A 13,472-nucleotide genomic window follows, 5' to 3' on the forward strand; every position below is an offset into this window, starting at 1 on the left:
CTCAACACCGTGCATTGAAACCTCTGCATTGAAACCCCTGCATTGAAACCCAAAGGAACGCTTCGATGAAAATGAAAACCCTCGCCCTTGCCGCTTTTTTTGTACTGACCACGCCCTTCGTCCACGCCGCCGATGCCACGCCTTATGTGTATCGCACCGTGGCCGAACAGCCCAAGAATGTGAATGACCAGGAAATTGCGGGGCTGTTCGATAAGTGGAACGCCACCCTGAAGACTGGCAGCGCCAGTGCCGTGACCAGCCTTTACGCGCCGGATGCGATGTTGCAACCGACTGTTTCCAACAAGGTGCGCACCACACCGGCAGAGATCCAGGATTATTTTGACCATTTCCTGATGAACAAGCCGGTCGGCACGATCAACTTCCGCGAAATCCGTCATATGGGCCCCGATGCGGCGATGGACAGCGGGGTGTATACCTTCACCCTGACCAACGCCGATGGCAGCAAAAGAGACGTGCAGGCGCGCTACACCTTCCTCTACGAGCGTCTGAACGGCCAGTGGAAGATCCTCAACCATCACTCTTCGGCGATGCCGGAAGTGCCGAAGGTCCTGCACGCCAGCCACTGATCTACGGCGGGGTCTGAGTTTGTCTGGCCTGACGCCATCGTCGGATCGCCGCCCGGAGCAAGCTCAGCTCCCACAGAGCGCTGTGTTGTAGCGCTTTCGAGGTGACTCATTTCTACGGTGGCGAGGGAGCTTGCTCCCGCTGGACTGCGAAGCAGGCCCCTCGCAATCTTCCCTCAATCCGCAAAAACGCCGCATCCGACGCCAAGCCTCTGGAACCCCTCGCAAGTATTAATTAGAATCACTCTCATTAAAGACCTTGCGCAGGCCTCCAGACATGAGTGATGCAGCTACGCCAACGGAGCACTCCCTCGATGCGTTGTACCGTGACCACGGCGGTTGGCTGGAAGGTTGGTTGCGTCGGCGCATAGGCAACGCCTGGGATGCAGCCGACCTGCGCCAGGATACCTTCCTGCGAGTGCTCGCCAGCTCCCAGACCCTGGCCGACCTGCAAGAGCCCCGGGCCTACCTGCTGACCATTGGCAAGCGACTGCTGAGCAACTTCTACACCCGGCGCAACCTGGAGCAGGCCTATCTCGATGCCCTGGCGAGTCTGCCCGAGGCGTGCATGCCATCGCCCGAGCAACGTTGGTTGCTCCTGGAAACCCTGCACGCGCTGGACGAACTCCTCGATGGCCTGCCGCCCCTGGTGCGACGGGCCTTCCTGTGGAGCCAGCTCGAGGGCCTGGGGTACCGCGAGATCGCCGAGCGCATGCAGGTCAGCGAACGCACCATCAAGCGCTACATGGCCCAGGCCTACGAGCATTGTCTGCTGGTGGACCTATGACGCGTGCGGCACCCACCCCCGAAGCCCGCGATGCGGCCAGAGCGGCAGCCCGCTGGTTGACGTTGATGGAGTCCGGCGGCGATGAATTCGACGTGGCGGCCTTGCAGCGCTGGCGCGACAGTCATGCGCACCACGAGGCTGCCTGGCAAAAGGCCCAGCAGTTGCGCCAGCGATTCGTCGGTATTCCCGTCTCGTTGGGCATGGCGACGCTGGATCGCCCGGCGCTGGCGCGGCGCACGGTGCTCAAGCGCGCATTGGGCATCGCCGCAGCGATGCCGACCGCCTGGCTCGTGGGCCGGGAGCTGCCCCTGGAGGCCTGGCGCGCCGACCTGCACACCGCCACCGGTGAACAACGCCGGTTGACGTTGCCCGACGGCAGTGCGGTGCAACTCAACACCGACAGTGCGCTGGACCTGGACCTCAAGGCCCGGCGCCTGGTGCTGGTGCAAGGAGAAATGGCCCTCAACGTCGCTGGCGCCGCGCCGCTGTCCATTCAAATGCCGTACGGGCTGGTCACGGTCAGTCGTGGCGAGGTCTGTCTGCGCCTGGGCGAACGGGATTGCCGGATCTCGGTGATCAACGGCTCGGCGCAGTTGCAACCTTTGCGTGGGCCGGTGCTGGGACTGGAAGCAGGCCAGCAGGTCAATGTGCAAGCCTCGGGCGCCGGCGTGCTTGTCAGCTTTGATGTCGCGCAGTTGGGCTGGCGGGACGGCGTGCTGGTGGCGCAGGACCAGCCGCTGGGGGCTTTCCTGCGGGAACTGGGCCGTTATCGCAGGGGCGTGCTGCGCTGGGACGAAGCCCTGGAGTCCCTGCGCGTCACCGGCAGTTTTCGATTGGAAAACACCGATCGCATCCTCGCGCTGCTGTCGGCCAGCCTGCCGTTGGAGGTGCACATGCGCACCCCGTACTGGGTCACGTTGACCCTGCGCAAAAATTTCGCCTGAGCGCTGTCCCCTTTTTTCGTCTCGCCGGTCATTCAAGGCAACTGCACAAAAACGAGAGCGCCTTTCAATGTCCGCAGCAATACCTTTGCGTTTGCGCCCAGCCCTGGCCGGCTGGCGTCCGCTGTTGAACCTGAGTCTTGTGCTGGGCCTGAGTGCCAGCCCGTGGTTCATTTCCGCCAGCCAGGCCGACGAGAGTGCCCGGCGCAGCTATCAGGTGCCGTCCGGTAATCTCGGCGCGGCGCTGACCCGCTTTGCCGGCCTGGCAGGTGTCAACCTGTCGGTGGACCCTGCCCTGGTAAGCGGTCGCAGCAGTGCCGGGCTGTCGGGGGAGTATGGCGTGGAGGAGGGCTTTGCCCGGCTGTTGCAGGGTTCCGGCCTGCAATTGCAAGTCGTGGGGGAGCAGGCGTACATCCTGACCCCGGTGCCGGAGCGCGGCAGCCTGCAACTGGCGCCGACCTCGATTGTCGGCGCCACCGGCTCGACGGACAGCGAAACGTACGCCGGCGGCCAGGTTGCCCGCCGCGGCTCGCAAGGCCTGCTCGGCTCCCGGGATTTCATGGAAACGCCGTTCAGCATGACCACCTACACCCGCGAAACGGTCAAGAACCAACAGGCGCGCACCCTGGGCGACCTGATCGCGAGCGATCCTTCGGTGCGCGCCACCAACCCGGCGGGCGGACGTTATGAGCAATTCACCATCCGCGGTTTCAGCCTGTTCAACAGCGATGTCGCCTACAACGGTCTCTACGGCATCCTGCCGACTTACACGATCGACATGGAGATGGCCGAGCGCGTCGACATCCTCAAGGGGCCGACCCAGCTCATCAACGGCATCTCGCCACGGGGCAGCGTCGGCGGCGGGATCAACGTGGTGCCCAAGCGCGCCACCGACAAGCCCATCACCTCGTTCACCGGCAGCTATGCCTCCAACAACCAGTTGGGTGGCGCGCTGGATGTGGGCCGGCGCTTCGGTGAAGGGGACCAGTTTGGTATCCGCTTCAACGGCGTGAAGCAATCCGGCGACACCGAGTGGGACCATCAGAGCGTGGACCGCGACATGGCGGTGCTGGGCCTGGATTTTCGCGGTGAACGCCTGCGGCTTTCGACCGACATCGGCCACACCGAACGCGACACCGACGCACCCCAGGAACGGGTGCAGGTCGGCGCCAGCGCGCAAGTCCCCCATGCCAGCGATGTGCGCCGCAACTACGCGCAGTCCTGGAGCAAGGCGCGGACCAAGGACACCTTCGGCACGCTCAATGCCGAATTCGACGTCAGTGACTCGGTCATGCTCTACGGTGGCGTGGGGGCGCGTAAAAGCGACCACGATTTCCTGCGGCACAACGTTTCGGTCACCAACAATGCCGGTGACTTCACTGTGCAACCCCGTGACTTCACCCGGGAGGAGAATGTCCGCACGGCCACGGCTGGCGTGCGCAACTGGTTCCACACCGGTCCGGTGAGCCACGAGGTGAACCTGGCGGCCAGTTATTTCTATATGGATTTCGAGAACGGCGGGGCCCGTTATGCCAACGGCCGCAGCAATGTGTATGACCCGGTGCAGACGCCGACGCCAAGCAACCCGACGCGACAGGATGACAAGGTGTATACCGAGAACCGCTTCAGCGGCGTCGCGCTATCCGACACCCTGGGCCTGTTCGAGGACCGGCTGTTGCTGACCCTCGGTGCGCGCTGGCAGCGGGTAAAGGTCGACGACTGGACCAACAACGTCAAAGGCGACACGGCTTACGATGAAGAAAAGGTTTCGCCATCGGGCGGCATCCTGTTCAAGGCCACCGACAAACTGTCGCTGTACGCCAACTATATGGAGGGCCTGAGCCAGGGCAAGATCGCGCCATCGACCTCGGTGAACGAGGATGAAATCTTCCCGCCATTCATCAGCCGTCAGGTGGAGGTAGGGGCCAAGTATGATGCCGGTCCGTTCGCGGTGACTGCGGCGGTGTTCCGGATCAAGCAGCCGGCCTATGCGACCGATGCGACCACCCGGGTCTTCGGCCCGAACGGCAAGCGTGAGAACACCGGCGTGGAACTGAGCGTGTTTGGCGAACCGCTCAAGGGCACACGCTTGCTTGGCGGCGTGATGTTCATTGACAGTGAGCTGAGCGACACCACCGACGGCGCCTTCGATGGCAACCGGGCGCCGGCCACGCCGAAGTACAACGTCAACCTTGGCGCCGAATGGGACGTGCCCAATCTGCAAGGTGTAACCCTGACCAGTCGAGGCATCTATTCCAGCTCGCAGTACCTGGATCAATCCAATGACAAGGAAATCGACTCCTGGGTGCGCCTGGACGTGGGGGCGCGCTACGCCTTCAAGGTTGACGAAAAGACCGTCACCCTGCGGGCCAACGTCGAGAACGTCGCGGACAAGCGTTATTGGAGTTCGGCCGGCGCATCGGATGACAGCGAGCCGGGCCTGACATTGTCGACGCCACGCACCTACCTGCTTTCAGCCACCGTCGACTTCTAGTCGCAGGCGAGCTCCAGGGGCGCAGCCGCCTGGGTTCAGGCGTCGCGGAACAGGTCGTGGGCGTCCAGCAGGCGCCAGGCGATTTCCGGGCGCTTTTCCAGCCCGCGCCGGATAGCGCCGGGGATCGACTGGCGGATTTTGCGGCACAGGCCAGGCTGCTCCTGGAACTCGATGGCGATGCCGCGCATGGTCCGGACTTCGTTGTAGCCGGGCTCGATGCTCAGGCGGATGCCCAGGTTTTCGTAGAGGCGTTGCTGTAGCCGTTGGAGCTCATCCAGGCTCTGGATGTTCTCCAGCCGTTCGAGCAGGCGCTTTTCTTCCTGGCGATTCAGGCAAAGGATACGCAGGTCGCTGCCCGGGGTTTGCAGCAACTCGTCACGCCGGCAATCGCAGACGCCGGGCGGGCAGGGGGGGCGGATCGGGATCGACGCGGTCATGGGCTCCACAAGTCTGCAACACTACGCAACTGGCGCTGAGCGGCACGCCGGTCCGGGCAATGTGATGCCTGGCGGCACGCCGGTCAACCCCGTCCGAGGGTCAGCGGTCTGCCGCCGGTGCGGTCCGCTCGTCCGCTTATCCGGCGATCCGATCAAATTTTTGGGTGACAGGCCGGCTCAATAGGGCAAGCGGGACGTGTGCCCGACAAACCAGAGGAGCCTCAATGCCAGTCAATCCCTCTACCTTGCCGCTGTTGGAAGAACTGCTGATGGCCCGCGGGCCGGGCGGGCAGGAAGATGAAGTGCGCACGCTTTGCCGGCGCGAACTTGAACCCCATTGTGATGAGACCTGGATTGATCCGGCCGGCAATGTCATTGGCCTGATCAAGGGCTCAGGCAATGTGGGCAAATCCACTGGCCCCGTCAGGGTCATGGCTCACCTCGATGAAATCGCCATGCTGGTCAAGCGCGTCGAGCCCGACGGCACGTTGCGAGTCGTCGCGCTGGGTGGGGCCAACCCGGTGAATTTTGGCGTGTGCCCGGTGGACATCCTGGGAGATCGGGATTTCATCCCCGGTGTGCTGTCGTTCGGCTCCATGCACAGCACGGGTGAAACCCATCAGGGCGCGGATGTGCTGTCCGGGAATGTGCACTGGGAAGACGTCCATGTCATCACGCGCTGTTCTGCCGAGCAGTTGCATCAGCATGGCGTGCGGCCCGGAACGCGGGTGGTGTTGAGCCAGCACTGGCGTCGGCCGTTCCGGGTCAACGACGCGATTGCCGCGCACTTCCTGGATGATCGCGCACCGATGGTCGCCACGTTGCAGGCCGCCGCATTGTTGGCCGAACGGCGGGCGGAACTGGAGGGTGAAGTGTATTTCGTCTTTACCACTCAGGAAGAGGAGTCCAACGCCGGCGCCCTGTATGCGGCGGGACACCTGCCGGGCGAAGTGACTGTCGCCGTCGAGGTCGGGCCGGTCGTCCAGGAATACGGCACCCGGTTGTGTGTGGACCCGATCATCAACACGGGTGACCAGGACGGTTGCTACAGCCGTGAAATCGTCGACCAGTTGTACCGCGCCGGCGAACGTTGCGGACTGTCCCCGCAATTTGCGTTGCTGGTGGACTTCGCCAGCGACGCCAGCGCGGTCATGGGCAGCGGGATTTCGGCCAAAGGCGGTTGCATTGCGATCCCGACCGAGAATACCCATGGGTATGAGCTGATCCTGGAAGGCAGCATCGAGGCTTGCGCCCAGACGTTGCTGGAGTTTCTGATTAATCGGGACGGAGGTTGAGAGGGCGGTGTGATCTGTCAAAAAAAGGGTCGCTTCGCACCCCAGCGGGAGCAAGCTCCCTCGCCACGGGGGGCGCGTTGTTCGGGCTGGCGTCATCACGAGCAAGCTCGCTCCCACATTGGTTTTGGGTGGACTCAGGATTTGCATACACCACAATCCATGTGGGAGCGGGCTTGCTCGCGAAGACGGCGGAACATTCAACACCTCATTGACAGGTGCACCGCTTTTGCGAGCAAGCCCGCTCCCACAATGGGGCTGTGTTGGTTTCTGGTTTGGTGTTTACAACCCCAACTCGGACAGCCCTGGATGATCATCCGGCCGGCGGCCCAGGGGCCAGTGGAATTTGCGTTCGCTTTCCTTGATCGGCATGTCGTTGATGCAGGCGTAGCGGTGGTGCATCAGGCCTTGCTCGTCGAATTCCCAGTTCTCATTGCCATAGGAGCGGAACCAGTTGCCTGAGTCGTCGTGCCATTCATAGGCATAGCGCACCGCGATGCGGTTGTCGGTGAAGGCCCAGAGTTCCTTGATCAGCCGGTAATCCAGCTCCTTGGCCCATTTGCGGGTCAGGAACGCCTTGGCCTCTTCACGACTGTGGGCGAACTCGGCGCGGTTGCGCCATTGCGTGTCCAATGTGTAGGCCAGGGATACTTTTTGCGGATCGCGAGAGTTCCAGCCGTCCTCGGCCAGGCGAACTTTCAGGGTGGCGGATTCGTGGGTGAACGGCGGTAAAGGCGGGCGAGCGTCAGAAGCGGCAGACATGGCAAATCTCCAGTGAGGCATTGAACAATGACACAGCGATTCGGCGGTCCTGCGCGTTACTTATCCGCTGGCAACAGTATTTCAAGCATGTCCCGGGCGTGGTCGGCTGCGCTGTGGTCACCCATCACCAAGGCCACGGTAATCGCGCCGTCGATCAGCACCAGCAGTTGCCGGGCCAACGCGTCCGGGTTCTCGACACCTTGTTCGAGGCACAGCCGACCCACGTAGTCGAGCAACTTCTGTTTATGCAGCTTTGCCAATTGGCGCACCGGATCCTGGGGATCACCGGTCTCGCCGCTGGTATTGATAAACGCACAGCCGCGAAACCCTTCGCTCTCGAACCAGCCCTTGAGCACCGTGAACAGGTTGAACAAGCGGGCCCTGGGCGTTGGCGCCTTGTCGACTTCGGTGCTGAACCAGTGCATCCAGCGTTGGTCCCGCCGCATAAGGGCGGCCACGATCAGCTCGTCCTTATTGGCAAAGTAGCGATAGACACTTTTCCTCGAGACGCCGGCGGTCTTTACCAGAAGATCCATGCCCGTGGCGGCGATGCCGCTTCGATAGATCAACTTCTCGGCGACATCGAGGATGATATCTCGGGTTTCATTACCAGTGATTTCGTTCATGGGTTCGACAGTAGAATGATCGTTCTCCTTGGTCAAGTTCAATTTTCTCTTTAATTCCCTGATTGCTTTCCTGTGGGAGCATGGCTTGCCCGCGATGGCGACCTCGAAGGTGCCATCGCCAGCAAGCTGTGCTCCCACAGAGAGAGTGCAAGTTGTCCAAAACCCGCCCGCCATGGTGTAAGCTCATCCGTTCTTCGGAATCGACCTACTGCGAGCCCTATGCCGTCGCTTTTCAAACGCTCCCTGCTGCCCAAGCTGCGCAGCTTTGCACTGACCGCCGAGGCGGTGACCATCCTCGATGGCGCTGCTGAATTTCGCCGTTGCCTGCTGGAGAAAATCGCCCAGGCCACCCAGCGCATCTACATCGTCGCCCTCTACCTGCAACAGGATGAGGCGGGCCAGGAAATTCTCGATGCCCTGCATGCTGCCAAAGCCGCGCGCCCGGAACTGGACGTGGTCGTGGTGGTGGATTGGCTGCGCGCCCAGCGCGGGCTGATCGGTGCCAAGAAACAGCCGGGCAACTCGGCGTGGTATCAGGAGCAGACGCGCCTGCACGCCAGCGAAGTGCCGATCTACGGCGTGCCGGTGCAGACCCGCGAACTGTTCGGCGTGCTGCATCTGAAAGGCTTCGTGATCGACGACTGTGTGCTCTACAGCGGCGCCAGCCTGAACAATGTGTACCTGCACAAGTTCGAGAAATACCGCTACGACCGTTATCACCTGCTGCAAAACACTGCGCTGGCCGATTCCATGCACCACTTGGTGCAACACGGGCTGGTGGCGTCCAAGGCCGTGCATCGCCTGGACCTGCCGAACCTGCCGACCACCCGCAGCTTGCGCAAGGACATCGGTGACCTGCGCAGTCGCCTCAAATACGCGGCCTACGACACCACGGCCGGTAGCCTCGACAAGAGCGGCTTGTCGGTAAGCCCGTTGCTGGGCGTCGGCAAGAACAACCCGTTGAGCCGGGTGATCGGCGAATTGATCGCCAGCAGTCGCCAGCAACTGACCATTTGCACGCCGTATTTCAACCTGCCCCTGGCCGTGACCCGCGAGCTGAATCGCGCCCTGGCGCGGGGGGTGAAGATCGACATCATCGTCGGCGACAAGACCGCCAACGACTTCTTCATTCCACCGAGCGAGCCGTTCAAGATCATCGCGGCGCTGCCGTACCTCTACGAGATCAGCCTGCGACGCTTCGCCAAGCGGCACCAGCGCTATATCGACAGCGGGCAGTTGAACCTGCACCTGTGGCGTGACGGCGATAACAGCTACCACCTCAAGGGCATGTGGGTCGATGAGCGCTACACCTTGCTGACCGGCAACAACCTCAACCCGCGGGCCTTTCGCCTCGACCTGGAAAACGCCTTGTTGCTGGACGATCCCAAGGGCGAGCTGCTGGAGCCGCGTCGGACCGAGCTTGAGCAGATCTTTAGTCACACCCATCGGATCGAGCGTTACCTGGACCTGGAAACCCTGCCGGACTATCCTGCGGCCGTGGCCAAGTTCCTCAAGCGGGTCAGCCGGGTACGGATCGAGCGGTTGCTTTACCGGATCCTGTGAACACTCAGGCGATGGCGAAAAAAGACACCATCTCCGTGCAGTTGGTGCGCGAGGCGCTGCTGCAAAGTTGCGCCGCCGGCGCGGCCACCGAAGAGGTGCTGAGCAAGGTTGGCATCGACCCGGCATTGCTCGCCGATCCCCAGGCGCGGGTTCCGGCCCATGCCTATGCGCGGCTCTGGCGTCTGTTGGCCCGGCGTACCGATGACGAATTCTTCGGCATGGACCCACGCAAGCTCAAGTCCGGCAGCCTGGCATTTCTCTGCCAGTGCGCCATGGCCCAGCCGACGCTGGCGGCAGGATTGACCGCAGGGCTGGGCTTCCTGTCGCTGATGCTTGAACACCTGCCGGCCCAGTGCACTCGCCAGCAGAGCCTGGCGGAAATCGTCCTGCTGGAGGATGACCAGGAGCCGCGCCGGGCCTTCACCTATTTCACCTATTGGATGATCGTGCACGGCGTGGCGTGCTGGCTGGCCGGGCGGCGCATTCCGATTCTGTCCGTCGAACTGCGCTGTGCCGAGCCGGATTTCTGTGACGACTACCGGGTGATGTTTTCCCAGAACCTGCGCTTTGGCCGGCCCCGTACCCGGATGATCCTGGCAGCCGACTTCCTCGACCTGCCGATCCGGCGCAATGCGGACGAGCTCAAGCGCTTCCTGGCCCAGGCCCCGGCCAATATCCTGGTCAAATACCGCAACCCGCAAAGCCTCGCCAGCCGTATCCGTCACGACCTGCGGCAGCTGCCTGCCGAACAATGGCCGGAAACCGAAGCACTGGCGCAACAGTTGTGCGTCTCCGCTTCGACCCTGCGCCGACGCCTGGCGGAGGAGGGCCAGACTTACCAAGGCCTCAAGGACAGCGTGCGCAAGGAACTGGCAATCGCCTGGCTGGCCGAACCCTCCATCAGCTTCGTCGAGATTGCCGCGCGCCTGGGCTTTGCCGATGCCAGCTCGTTCTACAAGGCGTTTCGCAAATGGTCCGGCTCCAACCCGGGGCATTATCGCAGCCTGATTCTCAATGAACTGAACTGAACCCTGCGAAGCACATCGCAGGGCCCTTCACACGCAGCCGTCCTGGTCGCTCATAAAACCGTCATTTTTCTTTGATAAAAGCCTCTGCAGCGCCTGGAAAAACCGGGCCGTTGATCAGAGGTCGCACCTGCGCTACCGGATGCACTTGGGCCTGGATTCGCCCGCTGTTCGGTATTGCGATCACTCCAGTGCTTGACCTTACACTTCAGTTTCCAATCGGGAATGTCATGCAGGAAAACCTCTATGTGTCGGTGCTGATTCCGGCAAAAAACGAAGCCGGCAATCTTGTCCCTCTGCTGGAGGAAGTGCGTGCCGCGCTAGCCGGCGAGGCCTTTGAAGTCATCGTGGTCGACGATGGCAGCACCGATGCCACCGCCGCTGAGCTGCGCGCCTTGCAAGGCAGCGGCTACGGACAACTGCGGGTGCTCAGTCATGCCCGCTCACTGGGGCAAAGCACTTCGATCTACCACGCCGCCGAAGTGGCACGCGGGCACTGGCTGGCGACGCTTGACGGCGACGGTCAGAACGATCCGGCCGACCTGCCGAAAATGCTCGAGCTGGTGCGCGGTTCCGAAGGTCAGCCCGGCGGCGTCAAACTGGTGGCGGGGCATCGCGTCAACCGCCGGGACACGGCGAGCAAGCGTTGGGCCTCGCGGTTCGCCAACAAGCTGCGCGCCAGCCTGCTTCAAGACCAGACGCCCGACACCGGTTGCGGAATCAAACTGATCGAGCGCGAAGCATTCTTGCGCCTGCCGTACTTCGACCACATGCACCGCTTCATCCCTGCACTGATCCGCCGGCACAACGGGCGGATGCTGGTTCAACCGGTGAACCACCGTGAGCGCGGCGCCGGGGTTTCCAACTACGGGAATCTCGACCGGGCGCTGGTGGGCATTCTCGATCTGTTTGGGGTGTGGTGGCTGATCAAACGCACCCGCCTGGACGTCAACGCGCAGGAAACCGAGGTCTGACATGGGCAGAGAATCGTTATGGCTGGTGGTCGGGTTCGGCGGCCAGTTGGCCTTTACCGGGCGTTTCGCCCTGCAATGGCTGTACAGCGAATACAAGAAACGCAGCCTGATCCCGGTCGGCTTCTGGTACCTGAGTATCGTTGGCAGCGCGCTGTTGCTGGCCTACGCCATTTACCGTGAAGACCCGGTGTTCATCGTCGGCCAGTCCTTTGGTTTCATCGTTTATCTGCGCAATTTGCAATTGATTGCCAAGCATCATCAGCGCGAAAGCGGCGAACCGGAAAACAAGGGCTGACTCTGTGCGGATACGATTGTCTTCCCCACGGCTGGAACTGCTGGCGCTGGTGCTATTGGCGTTGGTCATGGTGGGAGCCGGTCTCGGCTGGCGCCAGCCGATGAATGTCGATGAGGAGCGCTTCCTGGGCGTTGCCCTGGAAATGCTGCAGAACGGTTCGTGGTTCATTCCCCATCGTGCCGGGGAGATCTATGCGGACAAACCGCCGTTGTTCATGTGGACCGTGGCGTTGTTCGTACAACTGACCCAGTTGCCCAAAGTCGCCCTGTACTTGCCCGCCTTGATCGCAGGCGCCGTCACCACCGCCTGTCTGTATGACCTGGGGCGCCGCTTGTGGGGGCGCCGAGTCGGGGTGATCGCGGCGCTGTTGTTCCTGGCGACCTATCAGACCTACAGCATCCTGCGCACCGGACAGATCGACGGCTTCCTCGCGCTCTGGACCATCCTCGGCATCTACGGCCTGTGCCGGCACCTCTTGCTGGGCCCGGATTGGCGTTGGTATTACGTCGCCTGTGGGGCGATGGGATTGGGCGTTATCAGCAAGGGCGTAGGTTTTTTGCCGGTGCTGATGCTGATTCCCTATGCGTATGCGGTGCGCAAAGGCTGGAAAGGCGTGGTGGCCATGCCGGGCAAGGCCTGCGCCTGGTGGTTGGGGTTGGCCGTGGCGTTGGCCGCCATTGCGCTATGGTTGGGGCCGTTGCTGCTGATCGTCGGGCAGGGCAGCCCTGACAGCCTCGCTTACGTCCAGGAAATCCTGTTCAAGCAGACGGCTGGGCGTTATGCCAATGCCTGGGAGCATCGCGAACCCTTCTGGTATTTCCTCGTCCAGGTGATTCCCAAGTACTGGTTGCCGATGCTGTTCATGTTGCCATGGCTGGTTCCGGCCTGGCGCAAGCAGTTGCTCAAGCATGACGGGCGAGTGTTGGTGCTGCTTGGCTGGGTGCTGCTGGTGTTGTTGTTTTTCAGCCTGAGCAGCGGCAAGCGCAAGTTGTATATTTTCCCGGCGGTACCGGCCCTGGTGCTGGTTGTGGCGCCGCTGGTCCCATGGATGCTGCGCCGTTGGTTCCGCCAGTGGACGGGGGGGAGGGCGATATTTTCGCTGTTGACGGTGCTGTGGTTGAGCGCCTGGTTCGTCCGGGGCTTCATCGAGCCGCACAAAGAGGGCATCAACCCCCACCAGACCCTGATGAGCGATGTGGCGCGGCTGACTGCAAATTCGCCGTTGGTGCTGGTTGGCTGGCGTGAGGGGCACTGGTTATTCGCGCAGCAACCGCTGGTGCACTTTGGCTTCTACAGCCGCCAATCCCTGGAACAATCGGCGCTTTGGTTGCGCAGCCACCCCGAGGCCTATGCCCTGGTGCCGGCGCGGGAACTGGCCCGCTGTTACGACCCGCAGAAAGCACGCTCGGTCGGCAGTACTTCACGGGCCGAATGGTTTTTGGTCGGGGCCGATGCGGATAACCGGGCTTGCCAGCCTGCGGCGCCGCAGAAGGTCTATTCGTTTGCCTGGAAGCAACCGTTGCCCTAGCCGACATTGGCCTGCGGCCATCGCGAGCAGGCTCGCCCCCACAAGGGGGGGCTGCGGTGCTACTGGATGTTGTGATCACCCAGGCCCTGTGGGAGCGAGCCTGCTCGCGATAGCGTCCTCACTGGCAAAATCTCTCTAGACCATGGCCAAACCAGTCAAGCAAC

The 13,472-nt window shown here is 62.3% G+C and carries 13 protein-coding genes; 10 read left to right on the forward strand and 3 right to left on the reverse strand.

Going from position 1 to position 13,472, the window contains the following annotated elements:
* Positions 1 to 65 precede the first annotated feature (65 nt).
* From RGM2987_RS24950 to RGM2987_RS24965, 4 genes are all read left to right on the forward strand, one after another.
* Positions 66 to 587 (forward strand): SgcJ/EcaC family oxidoreductase, encoded by a 522-nt coding sequence (locus RGM2987_RS24950; protein ID WP_245145516.1) that lies wholly within the window; start codon positions 66 to 68, stop codon positions 585 to 587.
* 274 nt (positions 588 to 861) lie between these two features.
* On the forward strand, positions 862 to 1,371 hold the full coding sequence (locus tag RGM2987_RS24955) for a sigma-70 family RNA polymerase sigma factor (protein ID WP_245145517.1): 510 nt from the start codon (positions 862 to 864) through the stop codon (positions 1,369 to 1,371).
* Positions 1,368 to 2,315: a FecR domain-containing protein gene (locus tag RGM2987_RS24960; RefSeq protein WP_245145518.1), complete on the forward strand. Its 948-nt coding sequence runs from the start codon at positions 1,368 to 1,370 to the stop codon at positions 2,313 to 2,315. Before RGM2987_RS24955 ends, RGM2987_RS24960 begins: the two co-directional genes overlap by 4 nt.
* 67 nt (positions 2,316 to 2,382) lie before the next feature.
* Positions 2,383 to 4,806 (forward strand): TonB-dependent receptor, encoded by a 2,424-nt coding sequence (locus RGM2987_RS24965; RefSeq protein WP_245145519.1) that lies wholly within the window; start codon positions 2,383 to 2,385, stop codon positions 4,804 to 4,806.
* A gap of 35 nt (positions 4,807 to 4,841) precedes the next feature.
* Here RGM2987_RS24965 and RGM2987_RS24970 read toward each other — a convergent pair whose 3' ends face one another.
* Positions 4,842 to 5,243, reverse strand: coding sequence for a hypothetical protein (locus RGM2987_RS24970; protein WP_245145520.1), 402 nt, complete (start codon positions 5,241 to 5,243; stop codon positions 4,842 to 4,844).
* Positions 5,244 to 5,467: 224 nt separating this feature from the next.
* Between RGM2987_RS24970 and RGM2987_RS24975 the strand changes: the two genes are divergently transcribed.
* Positions 5,468 to 6,538, forward strand: coding sequence for a M42 family peptidase (locus RGM2987_RS24975; RefSeq protein ID WP_245145521.1), 1,071 nt, complete (start codon positions 5,468 to 5,470; stop codon positions 6,536 to 6,538).
* A 279-nt stretch (positions 6,539 to 6,817) separates the two neighbouring features.
* On the opposite strand, the gene RGM2987_RS24980 is transcribed toward RGM2987_RS24975, so the two are convergent.
* Both RGM2987_RS24980 and RGM2987_RS24985 read right to left on the reverse strand, forming a co-directional pair.
* Positions 6,818 to 7,297, reverse strand: coding sequence for a nuclear transport factor 2 family protein (locus RGM2987_RS24980; RefSeq protein ID WP_245145522.1), 480 nt, complete (start codon positions 7,295 to 7,297; stop codon positions 6,818 to 6,820).
* Positions 7,298 to 7,353: 56 nt separating this feature from the next.
* A complete protein-coding gene (locus RGM2987_RS24985) occupies positions 7,354 to 7,923 on the reverse strand; it encodes a TetR/AcrR family transcriptional regulator (protein WP_245145523.1) in 570 nt (189 codons plus the stop codon).
* Between the two features lie 219 nt (positions 7,924 to 8,142).
* Here RGM2987_RS24985 and pssA point away from each other — a divergent pair, with 219 nt between their 5' ends.
* The 5 genes from pssA (at position 8,143) to RGM2987_RS25010 (ending at position 13,308) form a co-directional block, all read left to right on the forward strand.
* The gene (gene pssA, locus RGM2987_RS24990) at positions 8,143 to 9,486 is read left to right on the forward strand and encodes a CDP-diacylglycerol--serine O-phosphatidyltransferase (RefSeq protein ID WP_245145524.1); all 1,344 of its coding nucleotides are present in this window, start codon (positions 8,143 to 8,145) and stop codon (positions 9,484 to 9,486) included.
* Between the two features lie 11 nt (positions 9,487 to 9,497).
* Positions 9,498 to 10,514, forward strand: a complete 1,017-nt coding sequence (locus RGM2987_RS24995) for an AraC family transcriptional regulator (RefSeq protein ID WP_245145525.1) — start codon at positions 9,498 to 9,500, stop codon at positions 10,512 to 10,514.
* A 227-nt stretch (positions 10,515 to 10,741) separates the two neighbouring features.
* Positions 10,742 to 11,485 (forward strand): glycosyltransferase family 2 protein, encoded by a 744-nt coding sequence (locus RGM2987_RS25000; protein WP_245145526.1) that lies wholly within the window; start codon positions 10,742 to 10,744, stop codon positions 11,483 to 11,485.
* A 1-nt stretch (position 11,486) separates the two neighbouring features.
* The gene (locus tag RGM2987_RS25005) at positions 11,487 to 11,780 is read left to right on the forward strand and encodes a lipid-A-disaccharide synthase N-terminal domain-containing protein (protein ID WP_245145527.1); all 294 of its coding nucleotides are present in this window, start codon (positions 11,487 to 11,489) and stop codon (positions 11,778 to 11,780) included.
* Between the two features lie 67 nt (positions 11,781 to 11,847).
* Positions 11,848 to 13,308: a glycosyltransferase family 39 protein gene (locus RGM2987_RS25010; protein WP_245145567.1), complete on the forward strand. Its 1,461-nt coding sequence runs from the start codon at positions 11,848 to 11,850 to the stop codon at positions 13,306 to 13,308.
* Positions 13,309 to 13,472 lie beyond the last annotated feature (164 nt).

It is taken from the genome of Pseudomonas sp. RGM2987, from assembly GCF_022952855.1.
Lineage (GTDB): Bacteria > Pseudomonadota > Gammaproteobacteria > Pseudomonadales > Pseudomonadaceae > Aquipseudomonas.

Coding starts and splice junctions, on each gene's coding strand:
- RGM2987_RS24950 (WP_245145516.1), top strand. CDS start 66: ATGAAAATGAAAACCCTCGCCCTTGCCGCTTTTTTTGTACTGACCACG.
- RGM2987_RS24965 (WP_245145519.1), top strand. CDS start 2,383: ATGTCCGCAGCAATACCTTTGCGTTTGCGCCCAGCCCTGGCCGGCTGG.
- RGM2987_RS24995 (WP_245145525.1), top strand. CDS start 9,498: ATGGCGAAAAAAGACACCATCTCCGTGCAGTTGGTGCGCGAGGCGCTG.
- pssA (WP_245145524.1), top strand. CDS start 8,143: ATGCCGTCGCTTTTCAAACGCTCCCTGCTGCCCAAGCTGCGCAGCTTT.
- RGM2987_RS25005 (WP_245145527.1), top strand. CDS start 11,487: ATGGGCAGAGAATCGTTATGGCTGGTGGTCGGGTTCGGCGGCCAGTTG.
- RGM2987_RS25000 (WP_245145526.1), top strand. CDS start 10,742: ATGCAGGAAAACCTCTATGTGTCGGTGCTGATTCCGGCAAAAAACGAA.
- RGM2987_RS24970 (WP_245145520.1), bottom strand. CDS start 5,243: ATGACCGCGTCGATCCCGATCCGCCCCCCCTGCCCGCCCGGCGTCTGC.
- RGM2987_RS25010 (WP_245145567.1), top strand. CDS start 11,848: ATGGTGGGAGCCGGTCTCGGCTGGCGCCAGCCGATGAATGTCGATGAG.
- RGM2987_RS24985 (WP_245145523.1), bottom strand. CDS start 7,923: ATGAACGAAATCACTGGTAATGAAACCCGAGATATCATCCTCGATGTC.
- RGM2987_RS24960 (WP_245145518.1), top strand. CDS start 1,368: ATGACGCGTGCGGCACCCACCCCCGAAGCCCGCGATGCGGCCAGAGCG.
- RGM2987_RS24975 (WP_245145521.1), top strand. CDS start 5,468: ATGCCAGTCAATCCCTCTACCTTGCCGCTGTTGGAAGAACTGCTGATG.
- RGM2987_RS24980 (WP_245145522.1), bottom strand. CDS start 7,297: ATGTCTGCCGCTTCTGACGCTCGCCCGCCTTTACCGCCGTTCACCCAC.
- RGM2987_RS24955 (WP_245145517.1), top strand. CDS start 862: ATGAGTGATGCAGCTACGCCAACGGAGCACTCCCTCGATGCGTTGTAC.